The sequence below is a fragment of the Arenibacter latericius DSM 15913 genome, assembly GCF_000424985.1.
Classification (GTDB): Bacteria; Bacteroidota; Bacteroidia; order Flavobacteriales; family Flavobacteriaceae; genus Arenibacter; species Arenibacter latericius.
On record NZ_AUKX01000005.1, the window covers coordinates 81274 to 105856 of the forward strand.

A 24583-nucleotide genomic window follows, 5' to 3' on the forward strand; every position below is an offset into this window, starting at 1 on the left:
ATATAAGAAAATAAAACTCGGATAGGAAAAGACCTATTATTTTAATACCAAAATAGGTATTTATAAGGTTATGGATTTGCAAAATCAAGTCTCAAAACTATCCGAATTAAGATGATTTGTATAAATTTATAAAAAATCAAATAGAACATGAGTAATTATCACATTAAACATTTGGAGGAGTACTATCAAGTGTACCGGAAATCCATCCGAGAACCAGAAAACTTTTGGGGAGAAGTCGCAGAAGAGCATTTTTTATGGCGTAAAAAATGGGATAAGGTCCTTAGTTGGAATTTTAGTACTCCAGAAATCAAATGGTTTGAGGGTGCTAAACTAAATATAACTGAAAACTGTATAGACAGACACTTATTAAATAGAGGCGATAAAACTGCCATTATTTTCGAACCCAACGACCCAAATGAAGAAGCAGAACATATTACCTACAAACAATTGCATGAAAGGGTATGTAAACTGGCTAATGTTTTAAAAGATCAAGGCATAAAAAAGGGAGATCGCGTTTGTATCTACCTTCCTATGATTCCTGAATTAACTGTATCATTACTGGCCTGTGCTCGTATTGGAGCAATTCATTCCGTAGTATTTGCTGGGTTTTCATCAACCGCATTATCATCTAGAATAAACGATAGCGATTGTAAACTAGTTATTACCGCAGATGGCTCTTTTAGAGGTGCTAAATCCATAGACCTTAAAAGCATAGTAGATGAGGGATTAGAAAAATGCCCAGGAGTTAAGTCCGTTTTATTAGTGAAGCGTACTAAGGCCGACATTAATTTCGTAGAAGGTCGTGATCAATGGCTACAACCATTGATAGACAAAGCTGATTCTGATTGCAAGCCCGAAATTATGGATGCCGAAGATCCATTGTTTATCCTTTATACTTCTGGTTCTACAGGAAGCCCCAAGGGAATGGTACATACCACTGGTGGCTATTTAGTGTATGCAGCCTATACTTTTAAAAATGTATTTCAATATACCGAACACGATGTGTATTGGTGTACAGCAGATATCGGGTGGATTACCGGTCATAGTTATATCGTCTACGGACCTTTGGCCAATGGAGCTACTTCTTTAATGTTTGAAGGGGTTCCTAACTATCCAGATTACAGTAGATTTTGGCAAATTGTAGAAAAACACAAAGTTAATCAGTTTTATACTGCACCAACCGCTATTAGAGCATTGGCAAAACAGAATATAGAATTTACCAAAAAACACGATCTAAGCTCGTTAAAAGTGTTAGGATCCGTAGGAGAGCCAATAAACGAAGAAGCATGGCACTGGTACAATGACGTAATCGGGAAAAAGAAAAGTCCCATCGTAGACACCTGGTGGCAAACAGAGACCGGAGGTATTATGATTACTCCTATACCTTTTGTAACACCTACCAAACCTACTTTCGCTACCCTACCCTTCATCGGAATTCAACCTGCTATTATGGGTGATAACGGAGAAGAAATAAAGGGCAATCAAGTAGAGGGCCGTTTATCTATAAAATTCCCATGGCCAGGTATGGCAAGAACTATTTGGAACAATCATAAGCGATATAAGGAAACTTATTTCTCTACCTATCCTGATTACTATTTCACCGGGGATGGTGCCTTTAGAGACGAGGTAGGCTATTACAGAATTACAGGACGTGTAGATGATGTAATCATCGTTTCTGGTCACAATCTAGGAACTGCACCTATAGAAGACTCTATAAACGAACATCCTGCAGTATCAGAATCGGCTATTGTTGGTGTTCCACACGACGTAAAAGGAAGTGCTCTATATGGCTTTGTAACCTTAAAGGAGACAGGAGAATCACGTGACCATGACAACCTAAGAAAGGAGATTAATCAAATGATCACAGAACACATTGGCCCAATTGCCAAGTTAGATAAAATCCAATTCACTAGTGGATTGCCTAAAACACGTTCTGGTAAGATTATGAGACGTATCCTAAGAAAACTAGCTAGTAGGGATATGGATAATTTAGGAGATACAAGTACCCTTCTAAACCCAGAAGTGGTAGATGATATTAAAGAGAATCTTCTTTAATATTATTTTGAGAGCATTGCCACTTTATAAAAAAATATAAAGTGGCACGTGCTTTCCACTATATCTTTTTTATAGCCATAAAAAAGGATGCCGTTGCAATCACTAATGCGGAAATCCAAATACAAACACTTCAAATTTTAGTCCACCTTTCGACAAAGCTATTTCTTATCCTTTTAACAAACCTAGTTGAATTCATTTATAGCTTGCCTTATAATAAAAGGCAATATTCTATATAAAAGTGAGATTATGGTTATTTAAAAATTTAACCTAACGATCAAAAGCCGTCTGAAGTACAACACTCTTACGAACAAAGACCATAATAAAGAGAGATAGACCGGCACAAATAGCAAACCCTATAAACAGCGGAAGTGTAGTCCCCTCCATAAAACTACCGATATAGGTCGCAATTGGTATAGCGATCATAGTAGAGACAAACCCAGTAATAGCTGCTCCAATTCCGGCAATATGCCCAATAGGTTCCATGGCAATAGCCCTAATATTCCCAAATAAGAACCCCAAAGCAAAAAACTGAATAGCAAGAAAAATAATCAGCACCCACAAAGGAGGGTTACTAGAATTCCAAAACAAACTTATATAGGTTAGCGAAATAACAAAAAACAAACTAAGGGAGATAGAAGCAAGTTTACGCATACCCCATCTTACCACCATTGTACCATTTAATAAAGTAGAAATCCCAACTGAAATTGCTAAGCCTGCAAAGATATATGGGAAGTCATCCGCTAAACCATATTGATCCTCAAAAACCTGCTGGGCCGAACTTAAATACACCATAAAAGCACCCGTAATTAAACCCGACACTAAAGTGAAGGCTACACTTTCCTTATGCCTTAGCAGCTCCTTTAAACCTTTTAAATATATATGTCTAGAGAATTTAATCTTATAATCTGGCTTTAATGTTTCTGGTTGTCGCTTCCAGAACCATACCCCAATCATAATCGTGGCTAACAATTGCACATAAAAGATAGACTCCCATCCAAAACGATCTAAAAAGAATTTCCCCATTGCCGGAGCCACAATAGGCACCAAAATAAAGAAAGCGGTAACAAAAGACATAATCTTAGCCATATAATCACCTCTATAAGAATCCCGAATCATGGAAATACTAATAGAACGTGCGGCAGAGAGCCCCACCCCTTGTAATACACGTCCCACCAACATCCATTCTAAATTAGGAGCAACAACACAAATAACACTTGCTATCATGAAAAGGCCAAAACCAAAATACACAATAGGCTTACGGCCAAAGCTATCAGACAGTGGACCTAGCATCAATTGACCTATTCCTAGTCCCAAAAAAATCATGGTGATCAACTTCTGATTTTCTACAGGATCATGACTACCAACATCTAATCCAATAGTGGCCATAGCAGGTAAAATAGCGTCTATGGTTAGCGCCACAATGGACATAAGAGAGGCCATTATGGCAACAAATTCGAATTGTGGTCGTTGCTGAGAATTTTGCATCCAGCAAAAGTAGTCATATTCAACACTATAGAAAAAGAAGCACCTTAAAATAACAAAATGATAACAGTTGAAAGAGCCCTCAACACTTTACGTAATATCACAATTTTCTCGCATACCTAACTAAGAGATCTACCCTGTAAAGGCGGCACCTAGAACATAATTTATAAGCTAGATAAATGTTATAATTAGCTTATAGGGATGGTAAATTGATCCTATTCTCTTTCCAAAACCTACTTATGGAAACTTATAAAAAGCTTTAAATATTAAATAATTATTAGAATCTTCTCTTTACAACCTTCTTGGGTTGCAAGGACGAATCAATCAGAATTTCAAAATCAATTACTCCCAACACCAACTCTTCCTCGGTAATAACCTCAACAGACCATAATCCCGGTTTAACATTATTCTTATAAGTGTATCCGCGATACCCCCCATCCCTACCTCCGGTAATTTCATAACCTATATCATCCACAATCTCCCATTCGTTAGTTTCTTCATTATACCAAATCCACCTATGATAGATGGATTTTTTTAGATCAGTGGGGGCAAATATGGAAGAAAACACATATACATTTTCACCAGGCTCATGAATATATTGCGATCTATGGTCTCTCCAAAATACATACCACTCATCCGTTTCGTAGGTAACGTAGTATCTATTATTTTCCATTTCAATATTATGCGCTACCATTCCTGTTTGCATCGCCAATGGTACAGGAGGTATCATCCTAAAAAAGTAAAAAACATTGATCAGTGTGTAGATAGATATAATAAGCCCAAATATTTTACCCAAGTGAATTTCTAATCTGGTACTTGGACTGATACTATAAATTATAGAGATTAGTAGAAGAGTACAAAATAGACTGACCCCACCAGAAATAAGAAAAATAGTAGTATTCATTTCACTTATGAATACTGGGATAATAAAAGTGAAAAAAGTAAAACTTATAAAAAAGTAAACTCCAAACTGTAAATACTTATTAGAAATCCTTTTTTTAAGCAATTCATTAGCAAAAAGTAATAGCACAAGGATTACAAAAAAGGATATAGTTCTAGAAAGAGAAACACTTCTGGAAAAATAAATAACAAATGCACTAGAAAGACCTCCAAAGAAAAATTGAATCGCCAATGGAAAATACTCTTCATACCGTCCCAATATGGTGTTTTTCCACCGGCCATCATCGGCCAAATTAAAAAGTACTAGTGTTATAGTTAAAGAAGACATATGAAGGCAAAGCACCACCAAATCGTATAACCTATCTATACGCCCAAGGGTTAAGGAATCAAAAATAAAACCCGCTACGAAGAAAATTATCGGAGCGTATTTCTCATGTCTCTTAATAAATTTCCTAAAACCGCTATTCCTAAGTCTTACTAATGTTCTTTTCATCTAAATATTTGGAAGGGATAAAAATAATTGAATATTGGACACACTGTCCATTTATTTTGTTCCTAGGATTCCATTATAACCTCTCCCAAGCACTAGAATAAATGAAGACTGACTAAGTGACAATACTCCAACTTTAAATTTATAGACCTAAAAATAACTGAAATTATATGAACCAATTCTAAGATCGTTATTTATATTTTTCTCCAAAGTTTAGAGGAGTTTATAAATAATGCTGCAGGTTTTTCTTAAAATACTGAGCACTAGTAGCGGCACTCTTCATTGAGTTTTGGGTGAAATTCCCCCCTTGCTCAATATAGTAATATTCTAAACCCGACTCCTTGGGGTCTGGAAGTATTTCTTGATAGTTAATAGATCCATTGCCCAGTTCGGTATAATCCCTACTAATCTTATGCATATCCTTTATATGCCACATGGTATACCGCTTCGGCTGCTTACGGATTAGTTCCTTCGGACTGTAGTTAGAAGAATGTATTATCCAATACATATCTAGTTGCAATTTCACCAGGTTAGGGTCGGTCTCATTTATAATTATATCAAATCCGTTTTCCCCATTCTCATTTTCAAACTCATAGCCGTGGTTGTGATAGGCAAATCCTAGGCCTGCGTCTGTTATTTGCTCCCCGATAGCATTCATCTTCTTAGATAACAATTTATACTTATCAATAGTTCTTTGTTCAGGTGACAGCCAAGGCAAGGTAATATAATCGCTTTTTAAGGTTTGCGCCCCATCAATACACTGATCCACAAAACGCTTTAATTCGTCCTCAGTTTTATCCAGATATGGAGAGAAATTATAATGCCCACTACTTACAGTTAAGCCTAAATCATCTAACAATTGCTTAAAATCCGATGATGAATAACCATAATAACTCCCACTTTCAGCATCAAAACCATAGATTTCAAAATCCTCATACCCTAGTCCTTTTAAATACGTTAACGTGCTCTTAGGATCTTTGGCCATCTCATCTCTAATGGAAAATAATTGGTATCCCATCTTATATTTTGGACTGTTAATCAAAGAAAATGAAGACAGCGGCAACAATGCAGCTACTCCCAACACTCCGGTGTTTCCAATAAACTTTCTTCTATTCATAATTATACTCTAATTCAAGGTTAAAATTCAACTTTAAAATCTACCTGCCCATTATTTATTAATAAGATTTTAATCCTTTTTATTCCCTTCCAAGGTAACTAAATTTTATCCAATAATTTATCTGCTTTTAAGAGTTAGATTAAAATATCAATTGAAATCTAAGTCATTACCTCCCCTCAAAATCTTAAATAAGCAGCTAATATTTTGTGTTGTTTCTAAAATCAACTTAATTTAAACAATCTGAACCATTATGTTGTTTTACAAAAGCTTAAACGATTGATTTTAGGTCTATCAACGATAAAAAAAAAGTCTGACCGATTTTATATACTAAAAAAAAGGGATTACAAAAATTGGAATTACCTTTAGTCCAACTTTTCGCTTTGGCGATATTTACTTTTATGATAAAACAATTCCTTGCTTGCCTACTCCTATTACATATCTCTTATTTTGCTTGGGGACAAAAACCGAATAACCAAGAAATTAAAGAGCTCATCACTTCTTACAAAAAGGATATTAGGGGTCCCTATAAAGAAATCCGATGGTTTTGCACAGATGGTAGTATTCGTCAGCCAAAAGACCCATGTCCAGATAAAATTGGTCCCGGAGTACAACATGCTACCTACAAAAACTCGGTTATCGATCTAGGTAAGAGCAATCATTTATTTTTTGGTCAAATTCTTGCGTATACCAATAAAGAAGAGTTCTGGGATAAGGACAATAACCATTCGCGCCTAAAACAATATCAGCTAGACAAATATTTAAGGTCTGTTGACGATGGTTGGGTGTTACAAAAAGGGCAGTATTATAGAGGAGCTATACAGTCTGAAGATGAAGAGGCATGGGGTGTTGAGTTTTTTAAATGGCTACTCTCTGATACCGATAATATAAAAAAGCATTTTTTTCTTATAAGACAATCCTTAAAAGATATACCACACCAAGGAGATGATAATTTAGCGCAAAAAATTAGAAGCGAATCTAAAGTGATTTCCGACATGGCACCTAGCTTTATGGATTTGCGAATTAAAATTCATAGTCAGCCCGATGCGGGAGATATTAATAGGGTAACCCATTATAAAAACAACCATAGCGGAAAATTAAGTTCGGAGGTTAATTTAAAAATTGATGCCTTAACCCGCACCATGACAACTTTCTACAAGTCTGTAGATATTGCCGCTTTGCCAAAAAGAACTAACCTTGTTGAGGAAAAACAGATTGGCAAGGATATAATCACTTATTCGAACCTTTATTCAGAGGAAAAAAACAACGCATTTTTAATACCGGCAACGGCAGAATTACTGTTATCCATTAGAAAGGCAATAATAGAAGAAGAGTCTGCTTCCGCTAGATTACAATTAATGGACGCCTCGTTAAAACTAGAGGAAATAATTTTTAAAAAAGCACCTGAATGGCAGCCCAAGGACTTAAACGAACTCTTAGATAAGGTATGCTATTTAGGAATGGCTAATACAGGTGCTGGATATATTGAACTAGAAGAATGGCAGCAATTAAACTTAGCTTCCAAGGGGAATTCATTAGGAGAACTCACCAAAACATTAGAACATGCACGTAGGGAAGTAGAATGGAGTTCTTCTATGGTAAAAGCCAATTATCAAAGAATTGTAGATATATATACCGGATTTGAGCCCAATGCCTATGGGTATATAGACGATAAAATTAGGGGTTCTATAGCCTTACACCTTGGGCAGTCCGTTAGTGAATTAGGGGATATAATTGCCAAGGAATCGGCACTCACCAATAAGGTTATGGGTATTGATAACCAAAGTGGATTTCGCGGGTTAAATTCGGGTTATGCATTGGGTGAACTAGTCGTTGTGAGCGGGTCCCCAGATGAAATTGAAGTAGTTTCAGATAAGATATATGTATTTCAGCGACCACCAGCAGATTTAAAACCTGTGGCCGGCATTGCCACGGTATCCGAAGGAAATATGGTCTCTCACGTACAGCTTTTGGCTAGGAATTTAGGAATACCCAACGCAGCACTAGCTGATGATAACCTTAAAAACCTTCTAAAATATAACGGAGAGATGGTATTTTTCGCAGTTTCCAATAAAGGTAATGTGATTATGAAGCTAGAAAATGATATGACTCCCGAGGAGCGCAATCTCTTTGCCAAAAAAGAACGCAGGGAAGATAGGGTGCGCGTCCCTGTTGATAATATCAGATTACAGGAAAACAAAATATTAGATCTAAAGGAAGTGGATGCTAGTGATTCGGGGAAGCTCTGCGGCCCCAAAGCGGCTAACCTCGGTCAATTAAAAAAGATGTTCCCTAACAAAGTGGTAGAAGGTCTAGTAATTCCCTTTGGAATTTTTAGATCCCATATGGACCAACCTATGCCAGATAGCAAAGTTACATATTGGGAGTTTTTAAATACCATCTTTAAAGAGGCCGAAACCATGCGCGCCCAAGGAATTAACCATAGTGAAGTTGAGAACTATCAATTACAAAGGTTGGAGGCTCTAAGAGAAGCAATAAAAAATATTCATCTACAAGCGGAGTTTCTTGAACAACTAGAAAAAGGGTTTGCCAATATACTCGGGGAAAATTTAGGGGAGATTCCAGTATTCCTTAGGAGTGACACCAATATGGAAGACCTTAAGGACTTTACTGGAGCAGGTCTTAATTTAACCATATTTAATGTAGTGACAAAAGAAAAGATAATTGCAGGAATTAAAGATGTATGGGCTTCTCCTTATACGGAACGCAGTTTTAAATGGAGACAAAAATTTCTGTTGAATCCAGAAAATGTTTTCCCTTCTATATTGGTTATCCCCAGTGTAGATGTGGATTATTCTGGAGTTTTAATTACCAAGGGAATCAACTCCGGAAGACCCGAAGATTTAACAGTAGCCTTCAGTAGAGGTGCCGGGGGTGCGGTAGATGGGCAATCTGCGGAAACCTACGAGATATTTGATGCTGGAGGCAAACAGTTGCTTGCACCTGCTAGAGAATCTTATTACAATAGGCTCCCCTCAGCAGGAGGGACAGAAAAAAAGATAGCTACCTTTGAAAATTTCATTCTTAACGATCAAAACATTCAGGACATTAGGGATCTTGCAAATGCGATTCGAGAAACGATGCCCAAAGAAACAAACACTGATTATAATGGTGCCTATGATGTAGAACTAGGTTTCCAAAAGAATAAGTTATGGCTCTTTCAGATTAGACCTTTTGTAGAAAATAAAAAAGCACAAAGCTCCGATTATTTAGAGTCTATTACCTCAAAAATAGATCTAAACAAAAAAATTAATCTCTCCCAAAAAATATAAAATGCAGAAATATATCATCTACAACCTTTTAATACTATGCTGCTCTGCATTTACTGTGGCAACCTTTTACCCCATAGACGGATATGAACGCACGGGAATAAAACGTTTAAAGTATTTGGAACTGGTTAAAAGTGGAGAAATAAAATCAGCCTCCCCCCTACCTGCCGGAGCTTATAAATCTTACGAGGAAATTGACCTTAATCTACTTTCAAAAAAGAAGGATAGTTTGGAGTCCATTTTAACGATAGAAGAAAATTTTCAGAAAGAAATAAACGGACTTTTCAAAGGATTGGATAAAAGTTATTCTCTTGCGGTTCTGGATATCTCCGATGTAAATAAGATTCGCTTTGCAAAGCGGAACGAAACTGCAGGCTATCAACCGGGAAGCGTAGGTAAATTGGCGGTATTGGTAGCGCTGTTTGATCAATTATCGAAAATTTATCCTGACTCCTTTGAAAAACGAATCGATTTATTACGCTCAAAATCCGTTAAGTCAGGAGTTTGGGGCTTAACAGATTCACATACTGTTCCTATTTTTAATGTAGAGACCCATAAACTTATTAAAAGACAGGTGGTTGCTAGTGACGTATTTACCTTATTTGAATGGGCAGACCATATGCTCTCTGTTAGCAATAATGGCGCTGCCAGTATAGTGTGGCGAGAAGCTTTATTAATGGCCGCCTTTGGACAAGCATACCCCGAACTTACTCAAGAAGAAGCCGATACTTATTTTAACACTACCCCAAGAAAAGAACTCACCGATTTATCCAACGATATTGTAAACCTACCATTACGTAATTTGAACATAAGTTCCGATGAATGGCGATTGGGAAGCTTTTTCACCTCTGGGGCCAATAAATACGTTGGAGACAAAGGAGGAAGTATAGGGTCTACCTTGGGATTAATGAAATTCTTAATCCAATTAGAACAAGGAAATGTTATAGATGAAGCCTCTAGCCTTGAGATGAAGCGATTAATGTATATGACGGATCGCAGGATAAGATATGCACAATCCCCTTCATTAAAAGAAGCCGCTGTTTATTTTAAATCGGGAAGTTTGTACCAGTGTAATAAAACAAGTGGTGAACCTTGTGGCAAATATATGGGGAACATCACTAATTTTATGAACTCTGTAGCCATTATTGAACATCCAGACAACTGCACCTATATGGTGGTTCTAATGACCAATGTATTGCGAAAAAATTCGGCCACAGACCATATGATGTTGGCTAGCAGTATTGATAAAATAATTAAAAAGTAGGTTTTTCTGTGGATTGAAGGATTTCGGCAGCCTTTTTCCTAACCTTTACATGAGAATCATCCAAAGCCATTTTTAAAAGGGAATTGTATTTTGGCTCGTTAATTTTTTCAATTAGGTAAAGTACCGCGAACCTTAGTTTAACATCTTTTCTTTTTAAAAGGATATTATAACATTCATATTCACTTAGTACCTTAACATCCAAATTCTTTAAATTCTTTTCTGAACCTATTTCTAAAAGGGTAGATTCGGCTACAGGAATCAATTCCTTTTTAAGCTGAATATCTAAGATGTTATCTAGAAATTCAATGGCATGTATCCGTTGTTCCTCTTTTCCATGCAGTATAGAGTTTAGTATGGGGTCTACATCCTGGGGAGGGTATTTGATGCCTAAAAACTTAAAGATTCGCTGTAATTGCCTATCCAATCGCATTTCCAACAAATGAATCAAGCTATTTCTGGCCTCGTTTTCTTCGCGCGATTCCGGTATCTCGGAATTTCTTTTATATCGGATGATAATCTGGGAATGAATAACGGAAAGTGTATTTTGATATAAGTTGCATTCGTCTAATATTCTTTCCACAACAAATCGGTCGTTAATTTTTAAATGTGGATACTTCCATTTCAATCTTTTTAAGACCTCAATAGCTTCAATTTTTATAGTATGCTCAGTTTCTCTAGTTAGTTTTATCAGGGTATTAACAGCTTTTTGCGAGGCAAATTTCTCCATCACCAATACTACTACCGCAGCTTCTTCCATCTCCAGCTCATTCTCCTTCAATACCATTTCGTATAGAATATCTATTATAGGCTCTCCAAAAAAATATAAGGCTTCTATACTAGACTTTCTAGTTTCTTTCCCCGGTAACTTAGCAACAATTAAACCCACAAACTGCTCATTCAAGGTTTTAGATGCCGCTGTTATTGCAGTATTGGCCACAGCACTATTAGGAGACTTTATATGGGTCTTTATCACATCGTAAAACCGTTCTACCTTAGCATTCCCTATAGCTTCCAAAATAGCCTGTGTCTTATTTGTTTTTTCCTCTTCGGAACTTAAAAAGGTAAGTTTCGATAATGCTTTTTCTATTCTATCTTCCAAACTAAAGCGGCTTTGCAATAGCTCATTATTTCTTAATTCTAAGGACAAGCCTACTAAAGCAGCATTGGCAATGGTATTATCATCCACATTGAGATAGGTATTAAAAAGTTGAACCTGATCTTGATCGTAATTCTTCAACAAATATCTAAACGCAGAAGTGGTGACTTGCTGATCTTTATCCATTATCAGTTCCTGAATGGGTACACATAAATTTTCTGTGTTAAGAAAATAAAGGTTCTCAATAGCAAGAGCCCTCACCTTGGCAGAAGGATAGCTTAGCAGATTTTTAATGGCATAAAAAAAACGTTCATCCTTCACCTCTAAAGTTTTATGAAGCATGTGAAGTATCTGATTCTCCGTTCCGCTATTAAGCACCCGGATAACTGTATCTATAATAGACGTAACTTTTATTTCTTTCTTATCTGCCTTTTCCTTTTTTACTCCAGGTTGTTCCAACAACCCTTTAAACGCTACTATATACTCCCTTCTAAGGTGATAGATAAAATACAACCATATAGAAATTAGGACAATAATGATTAAACTGATGTAAGTTGACGGTATTTCTAGTGCATTGATAAAGAATATTAAGATAAAACCGGCCATTCCCGTTGCTATGCTATCTACCACTACATCTGTAAAGGTTTTGGTTTTCTTTTTAATTTCTATGGGGATGGGTATAGAAAGTAGCTCCGTTGCCGCTTTATTTACAGACTGCTTTAAACTCCCATCTACAATTTTAATAAATACCACCACCCACAACTGAGGAAGAATCAATAATAGAACAGACCCAATTAAAATACCTGTCGGCAACCATAATAAGGACTTCCCCACCCCAAAGGTCCCTACAATTCGCTTGGTAAGAAATAATTGTATTAATAGAGAAATTACACTAAGCGTAGAAAACCAAAACCCAAAAAATGAGGTCAGCTCATCCTGATCTTGTATAAACCTAGAGGCATAATCACTGTATTGGTAATCTACAAGCTTGGCGATTAGCACACTAATTCCGATAACCAGAGCAATTAAGCTCAGTAGTTTAGACTGTTTAATGAGTCTAAAAGGGGATTCTCCTTTAGGTACAGACCTTCCTGAAACTTGAAAAGGGTTTAATTTAACTACTTCTGTACTCCATATGTAACGGGTAATGGGAAGACAGCATAAAAGCAAAGCCGCTGCAACAAAAAGTAAATTCTCTGTATAAAGTATCTTGGTCAACAAGGAGGTTAAATATCCTCCAAAAATTCCGCCAGCTATGGCCCCGGCACCAATAAACCCGAAGACACGTTTTGCCTCCCTTACGTTATAGACAAGGTTAGCCATTATCCAAAACTGCGAGGCGGTAAGCAGTCCAAACAATGCCACCCACACATAGGGTATATAAAGGATATATCCGCTAGTAAGGTTAAAACTAAATGCGATACCAAATAGCACCAATGAAATTACCGAACCTATAATAGTCCTATCAACTATTATGTTCAGGGCATACTTTTCCATGGCGCTATCATAAAAATAAGAACCACCAATGGCCATAATTGCTGTTAGCACATACCCTAGAGGAAGAGCACTAGAAGAGAGTTCGGAAAGAAATAAGGAATTAATAGTTGGTTTTACAATCAGTAGAACCGTTATAATGAGGAATATGTTCAACTGCAGCAGGAGCGTTTTTTTCAACTCCTCCTCCTTTAGATCAAAAGCTTTTAGAATATATATTTTAATCAGTGATAAAAGGTGGTTCAAATGTGGTGCTTTATGTATATTAAATACCAAATAACTTATTAGGGCAAATCTAATTTACAATAAAATGTGCTTGTATGGGTAACAGGGACTACCTAATACTTCACAAATCTAATGATGTAATGCAATTCAATTATTGGCCACCTGGGCGCGTCCTGCCCGTAGTACTTTCTCCACTGGCTTCACAAGATCTCGAATAATTTGTTCTCCGGATTCATCATCTATTAAAGCAACTAATATATAACGTCTATTAGGATTCTTCCCCCAGACTAGAACCGAGTCTGAATGAAAATTTCTCCAGGATCCAGATTTACGATACAATTTTGCAGAGGGTGCAATAACGTCTAGCGTGTTTACAAATTTATGATGCAATTCAGGATCACCCATTATATCTAGCATCTGTTTAGATCTCTCCCTATTTACTAATTGACCGTTGGCTAACAAATAATAATAACGGCATACTTGGTTAACCGTTGCGGCATGGGATAAATTCTTAAGAGGCTCTCTATTAGTAGCTCCACCTCCACCGTAGCGCTTACCTACCCAGAGACCGCCTCCACGCTCTTCATCATAAAACTTATATTTAGGATCGGTCATCACGGATTGTATCTTATCATAACCCAATCGATCTATCATCCTTGTAGAAGCTGCATTGCTAGATTTACTAATCATAAGCCTCATATCTTCTCTAATAGTCTGGTTGTCCTTAAGTTCCCCTTTTTCTAAAGCATCCATGGAAGACAATAAAATGGCAATTTTAGGCAAGCTAGCCGCATACATCATGTAGTTCCCGTTAATACTAGCATATTTTGCCTCTTCCGGGTTTTTTAAATCCACAATCCCTACAGCCATTTTTCTATTTTTCATCAACGCCTTCCACTTGGGGTTAGACATAAGTTCACGTTCTAAACTTTGCTGTAGGCTAGTGCTCGCTAAACTTGCCAACGGTTTCACCTGAGAATCCCGTACTTTAATTGGAAGTTCCTTTTGAGCATATATACCCATAACGGATAAAAATGTAAGCATAAATAGGTAAAGTCTATTTCCCATAGTATTGATCACTGTTACAACATATTAAACAAAATTATTCATTTATAGAATTACTCCTTGTTAATATTTGTAAATGCTTACTATTTTAAATCCCCTTATTTATATGGTTTTTTAGCCAAAAGCCCTCCTGTAAATGTTAAATCTTTTAGTATCTTTCTACAAACAGGGACTTTATCTGCATAACTTTAAATTACTCACATAAAAATCCCAAACCAACAAGGAAGGGAGGCCTTACCTTTTTGCTTATTGTCAAAATTAAAATCAAAGGGTTTTCATCCCAAATCGCTATTTTTGGAACAAAATATTTAGAAATGCTAATTATCGGGATTGCAGGAGGAACCGGATGTGGAAAAACAACCGTAGTAAACCAGATTATCAATGAATTACCAAATAAGGAGGTTGGCGTCATTTCCCAGGACTCTTATTACAACGATCTTTCTCATCTTTCTTATGAGGAGCGGTCACAAATAAATTTTGATCACCCACGGGCGATCGATTTTGAACTACTTGGAAATCATTTACAGGAATTAAAACAAGGAAACCCTGTTCACCAACCAGTGTATTCTTTTGTAAACCATAACAGGACCAAGGATACTATCCTTACCCATCCTAGAAAAGTAATGATTGTTGAAGGCATATTAATTATGACCAATCCACAAATTAGGGATATGTTTGATATTAAGATTTTTGTACATGCCGATTCTGATGAACGATTAATTAGAAGGTTAAAACGTGATATTAATGAGCGGGGAAGAGATCTTGATGAAGTGTTAGATAGGTACCAGAAAACCTTGAAGCCTATGCACAATCAATTTATTGAACCCACCAAAGAGTATGCAGATATAATAATCCCAAACAACAAATACAATACCGTTGCCGTAGATATTGTTAGGTCTATCATTAATCAAAAGCTAGCATAGCTATTTATGGGAATAAAAGAAATAAGGAAGAAAAAATGGTTTGCCATAGTAACCAATATGTATGTATTGGTACTAACCGCTTTTTTAATATGGATGGTTTTTTTTGATACCAACTCCCTACTCATTCATTGGGAATTAAAAAGGGAAATTAGAAACCTAGAAAAGCAACGAGAATTTCTACAAGAGGAAATCTCTAGAGATAAAAAAATCATAGAAAAGCTTTCCGATCCAGAGGAGTTAGAAAAGTTTGCGAGAGAACAATACTATCTGAAAAAGAAGAATGAAGAGATTTATTTAATTGAATACGAAGACAGTATAAAATCTAAGAAAGATGAGTAATTCTGAGTTGTTTAGTGATTTTCGGGAGATTTCTTTAAAAGAATGGAAACAACTAATACAAGTAGATCTAATGGGAGAGGACTATAATGAACAATTAGTTTGGGAATCCCCGGAAGGAATTAAAACAAAGCCATTCTACCATAAGGAAGATTTGGCCAACTTAGATTTACCCAATTTTCAATTAAAAAATTCGTGGGGAGTTGGACAGGCCATTTATGCAGGAAATGCGGCCATCGCTAATAAAATTGCCATAAATGCCATAAAAAAAGGAGCAGAAGATCTTCATTTTACAATCCCAACACCTACAATAGATCCAAAGGAGTTACTGCGACATATCGATTTGAATAAAAACACCATCTATTTTAACTTACAGTTCCTTTCGGATGGGTATTGCAAATCGATTTTAGAGTTCGCAGGAGATAAGGCTCATCATATTTTTTTAAACATTGATATTGTTGGAAATTTAGCACGCACTGGCAACTGGTTTTCTAATATGAAGCAGGATCACCAGCAGCTAGATAGCATCCTCGGATTAAATCATGACAATACTCTAAGCGTTGATCTTACCCTTTATGAAAATGCAGGTGCCAACAAGGTGCAACAACTGGCTTATGCCATGGCACATGCCAATGAGTACCTTAACCATTTAGAGAAAAATAATAAATCACTTTTAAAATCGGCCTTATTTACTTTTAAGGTGGCTATTGGCGGAAATTATTTTTTTGAGATTGCTAAACTAAGGGCACTTAGGGTTTTGTATGCTACCCTAGCAAAGGAATATGGAGCTAAGCCCAATTGCCATATCATTGCTTGTCCTTCCAAAAGAAACAAAACCTTGTACGATAATAATAACAATATGCTTCGCACAACCACAGAATGCATGTCGGCCGTACTTGGAGGAGCCAATACCGTTTGTAATTTACCCTTTGATACTTTATATAAAAAAGATAATGACTTTAGTTCTAGAATGGCCAGAAATCAGTTGCTTCTATTAAAAGAGGAGGCCCATTTTAACAAGGTTGGCAATGTATCAGATGGCAGTTATTACATAGAGACATTAACCCATCAACTAGCTTCCCAAGCGCTAGACCTGTTTAAACAGATAGAAGCTGGAGGTGGGTTTTTAAATCAATTAAAACAGCAGCTAATCCAGAAAAAAATTAAGGAAAGTGCGAGTAAGGAACAGGAGGAGTTCAATAAACAGGAGACCGTCCTTATAGGAACCAATAAATTCCTTGCTAAGGAAGAAGAAATAAAAGATAAATTGGAATTGTATCCTTTTGTAAAAACCAAGAGTCGAAAAACGTTGATAGAACCCATCATAGAGAAAAGGCTATCAGAAGAATTAGAGCAAAAGCGCTTGAAACAAGAGTAACTTAAGTTTTAATAGAGGCAGTTTGGTTATATTACATCAGAAAAATTAAAACCCCAAAGATTAAACAATGGGGGAGTTTTAGACCAGTTTTCTCAGGTGCGCTTTAAAATAATTTGTAAACAATGGCTAGAAAAAATCTCCAACATATAAAACTTAATAAGAGTGATAATTCCCATAATTACGAATTAACCGGGGAGCAATTTATAACTGCAGAGGGCATCCCTTTAAAACCTTCCTATTCCCAAAAAGATACGGAACGCTTAGGACACTTAAATTTTGCAGCAGGAATTCCGCCCTACCTAAGGGGACCCTATAGCACTATGTATGTTAAACGCCCATGGACCATTAGGCAATATGCCGGATTTTCAACAGCCGAAGAGAGTAACGCTTTCTATCGGCGTAACTTACAAGCGGGTCAAAAAGGACTATCCGTAGCATTTGACCTGCCTACTCATAGAGGATACGATAGCGATCATGAGCGAGTTGTAGGGGATGTAGGGAAAGCTGGAGTTGCTATAGACTCGGTTGAGGATATGAAAATTCTCTTTAAGGATATCCCCTTAGACAAAATGTCTGTTTCCATGACCATGAACGGAGCGGTTCTTCCTATTATGGCTTTTTATATTGTTGCCGCAGAGGAACAAGGTGTATCTCTAGATCAATTGGCAGGTACTATCCAAAATGATATCCTAAAGGAATTTATGGTTAGGAATACGTATATCTACCCACCTACACCCTCCATGCAGATTGTAGCCGATATTTTTAAGTATACCAGTAAACATATGCCCAAATTTAACAGCATCAGCATCTCTGGTTATCACATGCATGAGGCTGGAGCTACTGCCGATTTGGAGCTAGCCTATACTTTAGCCGATGGATTAGAATATATAAGGACAGGTATAAAAGCAGGCTTAGATATAGATCACTTTGCACCGCGACTCTCTTTCTTCTGGGGAATAGGCATGAACCATTTTATGGAAATCGCCAAAATGAGGGCAGGCCGAATGTTATGGGCTAAATTGGTAAAACAGTTTAACCCTAAGAAAAATAAATCCCTAGCACTGCGCACCCATAGTCAGACTAGCGGATGGAGCCTTACCGAGCAAGATCCTTTCAATAATGTTGCGAGAACTACTATTGAAGCCTCTGCTGCAGTATTTGGAGGAACCCAAAGCCTACACACCAATGCCTTAGACGAGGCCATAGCACTCCCTACGGATTTTTCTGCTCGAATAGCACGAAACACCCAACTATTCTTGCAAGAAGAAACAGGAATAACCAAAACTGTAGATCCCTGGGGCGGCAGCTATTATGTGGAATCCCTAACTCATGAAATAGCGCAAAAAGCTTGGGAATTAATTCAAGAGGTTGAAGAGTTAGGCGGTATGACCAAAGCCATAGAAGCTGGTATCCCTAAACTTAGAATAGAAGAAGCAGCGGCAAAAAAACAGGCGCGTATAGATAGTGGTCAAGATGTTATTGTGGGTGTTAATAAGTATCTAGCAGAAGAAGAGCGGAATAGTTTTCAGATATTGGAAGTAGATAACGCAAAAGTACGAAGTCAACAACTAGAGCGATTGCAGCAACTAAAAGCTAATAGAAATACTAGTGAAGTTCAGAACGCTTTAGACAATCTTTCTGCAGCCGCAGAAATAAAGATGAAAGCTACTTCATCCAAAAATAGTAGCGATAATTACGGAGATGAAAATAATTTACTAGCTTTATCGGTAAAGGCGGCTAAGGCAAGAGCAACCTTAGGAGAAATTAGTGCTGCCTTGGAAAAAGCTTTTGGCAGGCATAGAGCTGAAATAAAAACATTTACTGGAGTGTATTCAAAAGAAATAAAAGAAGACAACAGCTTTGAAAAAGCTCGAGAAATGGCTAATAAGTTTGCCGAACAAGAAGGGCGCAGACCACGGATAATGATTGCTAAAATGGGACAGGATGGTCACGATCGTGGTGCAAAGGTGGTTTCTACAGGTTATGCCGACTTAGGGTTTGATGTAGATATTGGCCCTTTATTTCAGACCCCTGCAGAAGCAGCAAAACAGGCGGTAGAAAATGACGTCCATATTTTAGGCATCTCCTCATTAGCAGGCGGTCATAAAACCCTTGTACCCCAAGTACTAGAGGCATTAAAAAGTTATGGACGGGAAGATATTATGGTAATTGTAGGAGGAGTAGTACCAAAACAAGACTACGATTTTTTATATGAATCCGGAGCCGTGGCAATTTTTGGTCCTGGAAAAAAAATAAGCGATACGGCGATTCATATTTTAGAGATTCTAATGGACTAGATGACTACAAAACAGTCGTTAACACCATACCCCCTGCCGTTTTTTTGGGAGGTAGGTGATGTACTATGACTTTATTTACCATCTGTTAACAAAATACATTTTATAACAACGTAAATAATCGTATTTTTACCCACTAACTTACTATGATAATGGGCAAAATAATTGCTATAGCAAATCAAAAAGGCGGCGTAGGCAAAACCACCACTTCGGTGAACCTAGCAGCTGCTTTAGGTGTTTTGGAAAAAAAGGTATTATTAATTGATGCCGATCCCCAGGCAAACGCAACCTCCGGATTAGGAGTAGATGTGGAGACTGTAGAAATGGGAACCTATCAATTATTGGAGCATACTAAATCTTCAAGGGAAACTATAGTGACCACTTCTTCCCCTAACCTGGATCTTATACCCTCGCATATCGACTTGGTTGCCATTGAAATAGAATTGGTAGACAAGGATAATCGCGAGTATATGATGAAAGATGCCATCGCATCCTTGAAAGACGAGTATGATTATATTCTAATAGATTGCGCTCCTTCTTTAGGGCTCTTAACATTAAATGCCCTTACAGCGGCAGATTCCGTTATGATTCCTATTCAATGTGAATACTTTGCATTAGAAGGATTGGGAAAATTATTGAATACGATTAAAAGTGTTCAAAAAATTCACAATCCAGCATTAGATATAGAAGGTATGGTACTTACCATGTACGATTCTAGATTACGTCTTTCTAACCAAGTGGTAGAAGAAGTAAAAAAACACTTCTCAGAAATGGTTTTTGATACCATTATCCAAAGAAACGTCAGATTAAGTGAAGCACCAAGTTATGGCGAAAGCATTATTAAATATGATGCAAGTAGTACGGGAGCGGCCAATTATTTAAATTTGGCCAATGAATTAGTAGTGAAAAACAAGGAAACTGTATAATGGCGAAAGCGACAAAGAAACAAGCGTTGGGCCGAGGATTATCGGCCTTATTAAAAGACCCCGAAAACGACATTCAATCGGCTTCCGACAAGAATGCCGATAAGGTGGTGGGTAATATAGTTGAGTTAGACCTAAGCTCTATAGAGGTTAACCCATTTCAACCCCGTTCTAATTTTAATGACGAAGCCTTACATGAACTTGCTTCATCCATTAGAGAATTAGGCGTTATACAGCCTATAACGGTTAGAAAATTAGATTTCAACAAATACCAATTAGTTTCTGGAGAGCGACGTTTTAGAGCCTCTAAATTAGTTGGTTTAGAAACCATTCCTGCCTATATCCGAATTGCCAACGACCAGGAATCCTTGGAAATGGCTTTGGTAGAAAATATTCAACGTCAAGATCTAGATCCTATAGAAATTGCGCTTTCTTATCAGAGGCTGATTGATGAAATTCAATTGACTCAAGAAAAAATGAGTGAAAGAGTAGGAAAAAAACGTTCTACCATCACCAATTATCTGCGTCTATTGCGTTTAGATCCCATTATTCAGACCGGTATAAGAGACGGTTTCGTTAGTATGGGCCACGGTAGAGCATTAGTAAATATAGAAGAAAAAGAAGATCAAATAGCTCTTTACGAAAAAATTATTACGGAAAATATTTCCGTAAGAAATACAGAGAAAGCCGTAAAGGAGTACCAAGAAAGAAAGTCTGCCGCAGCATCACCTACTGAGAGTAAGAAACAACAGAAATCCAAAAGCAGTCCAGAATTTATAGCTAGGAGTGTAAGTAGATTTACAGACTATTTGGATGTAAAGGTAGATATTAAGGCTACAGAAAAAGGGAAGGGCAAGATTACTATTCCTTTTCACTCTCAGGAAGAATTTAATCGGATAAAAAAATTGATTACGGGTGAGTAATTTCTTTCTATCACTAGTAGCATGTTTTCTGGTTGTCTCTTTTGGGTTTGCCCAAGAAAAAGAGGATAAAAAACAAGAATCCGATTCTGTAAAAGTAGCCCTTAATGAAAAGGGATTTACAGCAATAGACACCCTTAAAATTAAAAAGAAAGGAATTAATCCCTTAGCTCCTAGTAAAGCCGCTTTTTATTCCGCCGTTTTCCCGGGCCTAGGTCAAATCTACAACAAACGCTACTGGAAAGTACCCATTGTATACGCAGCAATCGGGACTGGAGTATACGCCTATAAATACAATGATGATCTGTACGATCGATTTAGGACTGCTTTTAAACGCAGGCAAGCCGGATTTACCGATGATGAATTCTACGACCTAGGGACGCCAAATCCACCAGGTTCCCCACCAGACTTTTCCGACACAGCCTTGGAAAATGCCCAGGATAGATACCAGCGAGACAGAGACCTTTGGCTATTAGTCACAATTGGAATGTACGTTCTTAATATTGTAGATGCCAATGTAGACGCCCATTTAAAACAATTTAACGTGGACGATGATCTAAGTTTAGATTTTAAACCTTTCTTGGATACAGACGCCCTCACAGCCAACCCAGTTTACGGAATGGCATTAACTATAAAATTTTAATTGATGAATATTGCCTTGTTCGGATATGGTAAAATGGGGAAAATGATTGAACAAATCGCCCTAAAAAGAAACCATACCATAGTAGCAAAAATTGACGTAGACACAACGGAAATAAACTTCTCTGAAATAGATGTAGCCATAGATTTCAGTATGCCAAGTGCTGCTTTTGATAATATAAAAACATGCATGGAAAACAACATTCCCGTAATTTGTGGTACCACAGGATGGTTAGAAGATTACGACAATGCTGTACGGATATGTAAAGAAAATAATGGCGCATTTATTTATGCTTCCAATTTTAGCCTTGGGGTAAACCTGTTCTTTGAACTAAACTCCTATTTGGCAAAAATGATGGGAAATCTAAAGCAATATCAGGTAAGTATGGAGGAGATTCACCATACTCAAAAATTAGATGCTCCTAGTGGTACGGCTATAACTTTAGCTGAAGGGGTAATAAATGAAACTGACTATTCTGCATGGAAGCTAGATAATGCTGACGCTAACGAAATCCCTATTACAGCAAAACGGATTGATGATACTCCAGGTACCCATACCGTTACCTACGATAGTGAAGTAGATAGCATTGAGATAAAACACACCGCTCATAATCGCGAAGGATTTGCCCTAGGAGCAGTGATAGCAGCAGAATGGATACAAGATAAGAAAGGTGTATTCTCTATGAAAGATGTGTTAAACCTTAGTTAAGGAGCGTAACAATCACCAACAAAGAAAGACTTAAAAGATTGATTGTTAATTTATAAACAACAATCCAAAATCAGCATACGGATATGAACGGTACACAGTGGATTATTTTTATTCTTATCATTCAGGTAGTACATTTTTTAGGAACCTGGAAATTATACGTAAAGGCAGGTAGAAAAGCTTGGGAGGCAGCTATACCAGTATACAATGCCATAATCTTAATGAAAATTATCAATAGGCCTAAATGGTGGGTAATTCTGTTATTTATACCTATTATTAACCTATTAATGTTCCCTGTGGTATGGGTAGAAACACTTAGAAGTTTTGGCAAAAACAGCCTTTTAGATACTTGGTTGGCCATACTTACCTTAGGTTTATATATCTACTATGTAAATTATTTTACAGAGGTCACCTATATAGAAAACAGGGATCTTCATCCAAGAACCGCTTTAGGGGAATGGGTAAGCTCCATAGTATTTGCCATCGTTGCAGCTACTTTAGTTCACACCTATATAATTCAACCTTATGTTATCCCTACTTCCTCTTTGGAAAAAACACTGTTGGTGGGCGACTTCCTTTTTGTGAGTAAATTCCATTATGGGGCACGTGTTCCGATGACCACCGTAGCCGCACCAATGGTACATGATACCCTACCTATTCTAAAAACAAGATCATATGTAGCCGATGTAGATCCCGCTACCTATAAAACATCATTTTGGAATAAACTACAGCTTCCTTATATGCGTCTCCCCGGCTTTAAAAAAGTAAAAAGGAATGAAATTGTAGTGTTTAGCTGGCCTGCCGATACGGTCTACCAATTCTTTAAGCAACAAGAAGGAGTACGCAAACCCATCGATAAAAAATCAAATTACGTAAAACGTGCCGTAGGTATACCAGGGGATACCTTATCTATAGTTGACGGATATGTACACATCAACGGTAAAAAAACGGTATTGCCTTATAGAGCAAAACCTATGTTCTCGCATACAGTAACGGTAGAAAACGGTTTTTCTAATGCAGCAATAGATATATTAGGAAGAGAAAATTTTGCTGGGAACGTAGTTCGTATCCCCAACAGTTCTTTAGAGTTGGAAAATGCAGACCAAGTAATCACTGCAATGCATATGGAGAAAATAAAGTCCGACTCTGCCTACACTTACTATTCCGGAAATGTTAGTAATAATAGGGTCCGCGACTATTTAAAGTCGGAAGACGTAAGCAATATGGCCATCTTTAATTTAACAGAGGAAGAAGCCAAAAATTTCACTGGAAAAGATGGTATAATATCCATAGAGAAACTTGCATTTACCACTAAAAAAACCTCTCTTTTCCCACAAGATCCAGCACATCCTGGAACTTTAGATAATATGCAGGCCATTTACATCCCCGAACAAGGGAAAACCGTGGCGCTTAATTTAGAGGTGCTTCCTCTTTATGAGAAAATAATTAAGGAATACGAAGACAACACTCTTAAAGTAAACGGAAATCAGATACTGATTAATGGAGAGGTTGCAAACTCCTATACCTTTAAACAGGATTACTATTGGATGATGGGAGACAATAGACACCGATCCGAAGATAGTAGAACTTGGGGATACGTTCCAGAAGACCATATAGTAGGCACGCCAGTATTTATTTGGATGAGTATAGATGGAATCAACGATGGAATGAAAAACTGGAAAATCCGTTGGGATAGAGTATTTACTACGGTCCACGGAGATGGAGAACCTACCTCCTACTTTAAGTACTTTTTAATTGCACTTGCGGGATGGTTTGTTTTTGATTATTTCAGAAAAAAGAAGAAAACAGATAAAAAATAATCTATACAACCCTAAGCCTTAATTAACCTTTTAATTTGAGGCTTAGGTTTCAAATTACAGTAGATACAAACTTAAAAATTGCATCATTCCCCATATCGCCTAAAGTTACTTGAATTAGTGGCAAATTAATTTATTTTTAGATTAATACATTAACAAATAGATTCATTAA

General features: G+C 37.1%; 17 protein-coding genes. 12 read left to right on the forward strand and 5 right to left on the reverse strand.

Annotation, left to right across the window (positions count from 1 at the left end; genetic code table 11):
- Positions 1 to 147 precede the first annotated feature (147 nt).
- Positions 148 to 2055 (forward strand): acetate--CoA ligase, encoded by a 1908-nt coding sequence (acs, locus tag H344_RS0103380; RefSeq protein ID WP_026808997.1) that lies wholly within the window; start codon positions 148 to 150, stop codon positions 2053 to 2055.
- Positions 2056 to 2322: 267 nt separating this feature from the next.
- Here the strand turns inward: acs and H344_RS0103385 are convergent, their stop codons facing one another.
- The 3 genes from H344_RS0103385 to H344_RS0103395 all read right to left on the reverse strand — a co-directional run bounded on the left by H344_RS0103385 (position 2323) and on the right by H344_RS0103395 (position 6044).
- On the reverse strand, positions 2323 to 3540 hold the full coding sequence (locus tag H344_RS0103385; protein ID WP_026808998.1) for a multidrug effflux MFS transporter: 1218 nt from the start codon (positions 3538 to 3540) through the stop codon (positions 2323 to 2325).
- A 274-nt stretch (positions 3541 to 3814) separates the two neighbouring features.
- Entirely contained in the window at positions 3815 to 4930 is a 1116-nt protein-coding gene (locus H344_RS0103390) for a DUF2914 domain-containing protein (RefSeq protein ID WP_026808999.1), read from the reverse strand.
- 220 nt (positions 4931 to 5150) lie between these two features.
- The gene (locus H344_RS0103395; protein ID WP_026809000.1) at positions 5151 to 6044 is read right to left on the reverse strand and encodes a sugar phosphate isomerase/epimerase family protein; all 894 of its coding nucleotides are present in this window, start codon (positions 6042 to 6044) and stop codon (positions 5151 to 5153) included.
- A gap of 398 nt (positions 6045 to 6442) precedes the next feature.
- On the opposite strand from H344_RS0103395, the gene H344_RS0103400 reads away from it, so the two are divergent.
- Both H344_RS0103400 and H344_RS0103405 read left to right on the forward strand, forming a co-directional pair.
- Positions 6443 to 9334 carry a PEP/pyruvate-binding domain-containing protein gene (locus tag H344_RS0103400; protein WP_026809001.1) on the forward strand — a complete coding sequence of 964 codons (2892 nt, stop codon included), beginning with the start codon at positions 6443 to 6445 and terminating at the stop codon, positions 9332 to 9334.
- A gap of 1 nt (position 9335) precedes the next feature.
- Complete coding sequence (locus tag H344_RS0103405; protein ID WP_026809002.1) at positions 9336 to 10595, forward strand: serine hydrolase; 1260 nt, start codon at positions 9336 to 9338, stop codon at positions 10593 to 10595.
- Here H344_RS0103405 and H344_RS0103410 read toward each other — a convergent pair.
- Together H344_RS0103410 and H344_RS0103415 are read right to left on the reverse strand one after the other, a co-directional pair.
- Positions 10585 to 13431 (reverse strand): Npt1/Npt2 family nucleotide transporter, encoded by a 2847-nt coding sequence (locus H344_RS0103410; RefSeq protein WP_034256115.1) that lies wholly within the window; start codon positions 13429 to 13431, stop codon positions 10585 to 10587. The two genes, H344_RS0103405 and H344_RS0103410, sit on opposite strands and share 11 nt — an antisense overlap.
- Positions 13432 to 13557: 126 nt before the next feature.
- Positions 13558 to 14478: a serine hydrolase gene (locus H344_RS0103415; protein WP_026809004.1), complete on the reverse strand. Its 921-nt coding sequence runs from the start codon at positions 14476 to 14478 to the stop codon at positions 13558 to 13560.
- A gap of 311 nt (positions 14479 to 14789) precedes the next feature.
- On the opposite strand from H344_RS0103415, the gene udk reads away from it, so the two are divergent.
- The 9 genes from udk to lepB all read left to right on the forward strand — a co-directional run bounded on the left by udk (position 14790) and on the right by lepB (position 24414).
- Positions 14790 to 15398: a uridine kinase gene (gene udk, locus H344_RS0103420; protein ID WP_026809005.1), complete on the forward strand. Its 609-nt coding sequence runs from the start codon at positions 14790 to 14792 to the stop codon at positions 15396 to 15398.
- A gap of 6 nt (positions 15399 to 15404) precedes the next feature.
- Positions 15405 to 15737, forward strand: a complete 333-nt coding sequence (locus H344_RS0103425) for an FtsB family cell division protein (RefSeq protein WP_026809006.1) — start codon at positions 15405 to 15407, stop codon at positions 15735 to 15737.
- On the forward strand, positions 15730 to 17112 hold the full coding sequence (locus tag H344_RS0103430) for a methylmalonyl-CoA mutase subunit beta (RefSeq protein WP_026809007.1): 1383 nt from the start codon (positions 15730 to 15732) through the stop codon (positions 17110 to 17112). The genes H344_RS0103425 and H344_RS0103430 overlap by 8 nt, the downstream gene beginning before the upstream one ends.
- A 122-nt stretch (positions 17113 to 17234) precedes the next feature.
- On the forward strand, positions 17235 to 19409 hold the full coding sequence (scpA, locus tag H344_RS0103435) for a methylmalonyl-CoA mutase (RefSeq protein ID WP_026809008.1): 2175 nt from the start codon (positions 17235 to 17237) through the stop codon (positions 19407 to 19409).
- 149 nt (positions 19410 to 19558) lie between these two features.
- Positions 19559 to 20332: a ParA family protein gene (locus tag H344_RS0103440; protein ID WP_026809009.1), complete on the forward strand. Its 774-nt coding sequence runs from the start codon at positions 19559 to 19561 to the stop codon at positions 20330 to 20332.
- Positions 20332 to 21252, forward strand: coding sequence for a ParB/RepB/Spo0J family partition protein (locus tag H344_RS0103445; protein ID WP_026809010.1), 921 nt, complete (start codon positions 20332 to 20334; stop codon positions 21250 to 21252). Before H344_RS0103440 ends, H344_RS0103445 begins: the two co-directional genes overlap by 1 nt.
- Positions 21245 to 21892 carry a DUF5683 domain-containing protein gene (locus tag H344_RS0103450; protein WP_026809011.1) on the forward strand — a complete coding sequence of 216 codons (648 nt, stop codon included), beginning with the start codon at positions 21245 to 21247 and terminating at the stop codon, positions 21890 to 21892. The genes H344_RS0103445 and H344_RS0103450 overlap by 8 nt, the downstream gene beginning before the upstream one ends.
- A 3-nt stretch (positions 21893 to 21895) precedes the next feature.
- On the forward strand, positions 21896 to 22597 hold the full coding sequence (dapB, locus tag H344_RS0103455; RefSeq protein ID WP_026809012.1) for a 4-hydroxy-tetrahydrodipicolinate reductase: 702 nt from the start codon (positions 21896 to 21898) through the stop codon (positions 22595 to 22597).
- Positions 22598 to 22680: 83 nt separating this feature from the next.
- On the forward strand, positions 22681 to 24414 hold the full coding sequence (lepB, locus tag H344_RS0103460; protein ID WP_026809013.1) for a signal peptidase I: 1734 nt from the start codon (positions 22681 to 22683) through the stop codon (positions 24412 to 24414).
- The last annotated feature ends 169 nt before the right edge of the window (positions 24415 to 24583 follow it).

Excerpts from the sequence above, each read along its gene's own strand:
- acs (WP_026808997.1), top strand. The coding sequence starts at position 148 with ATGAGTAATTATCACATTAAACATTTGGAGGAGTACTATCAAGTGTAC.
- H344_RS0103385 (WP_026808998.1), bottom strand. The coding sequence starts at position 3,540 with ATGCAAAATTCTCAGCAACGACCACAATTCGAATTTGTTGCCATAATG.
- H344_RS0103390 (WP_026808999.1), bottom strand. The coding sequence starts at position 4,930 with ATGAAAAGAACATTAGTAAGACTTAGGAATAGCGGTTTTAGGAAATTT.
- H344_RS0103395 (WP_026809000.1), bottom strand. The coding sequence starts at position 6,044 with ATGAATAGAAGAAAGTTTATTGGAAACACCGGAGTGTTGGGAGTAGCT.
- H344_RS0103400 (WP_026809001.1), top strand. The coding sequence starts at position 6,443 with ATGATAAAACAATTCCTTGCTTGCCTACTCCTATTACATATCTCTTAT.
- H344_RS0103405 (WP_026809002.1), top strand. The coding sequence starts at position 9,336 with ATGCAGAAATATATCATCTACAACCTTTTAATACTATGCTGCTCTGCA.
- H344_RS0103415 (WP_026809004.1), bottom strand. The coding sequence starts at position 14,478 with ATGGGAAATAGACTTTACCTATTTATGCTTACATTTTTATCCGTTATG.
- udk (WP_026809005.1), top strand. The coding sequence starts at position 14,790 with ATGCTAATTATCGGGATTGCAGGAGGAACCGGATGTGGAAAAACAACC.
- H344_RS0103425 (WP_026809006.1), top strand. The coding sequence starts at position 15,405 with ATGGGAATAAAAGAAATAAGGAAGAAAAAATGGTTTGCCATAGTAACC.
- H344_RS0103430 (WP_026809007.1), top strand. The coding sequence starts at position 15,730 with ATGAGTAATTCTGAGTTGTTTAGTGATTTTCGGGAGATTTCTTTAAAA.
- scpA (WP_026809008.1), top strand. The coding sequence starts at position 17,235 with ATGGCTAGAAAAAATCTCCAACATATAAAACTTAATAAGAGTGATAAT.
- H344_RS0103440 (WP_026809009.1), top strand. The coding sequence starts at position 19,559 with ATGGGCAAAATAATTGCTATAGCAAATCAAAAAGGCGGCGTAGGCAAA.
- H344_RS0103445 (WP_026809010.1), top strand. The coding sequence starts at position 20,332 with ATGGCGAAAGCGACAAAGAAACAAGCGTTGGGCCGAGGATTATCGGCC.
- dapB (WP_026809012.1), top strand. The coding sequence starts at position 21,896 with ATGAATATTGCCTTGTTCGGATATGGTAAAATGGGGAAAATGATTGAA.
- lepB (WP_026809013.1), top strand. The coding sequence starts at position 22,681 with ATGAACGGTACACAGTGGATTATTTTTATTCTTATCATTCAGGTAGTA.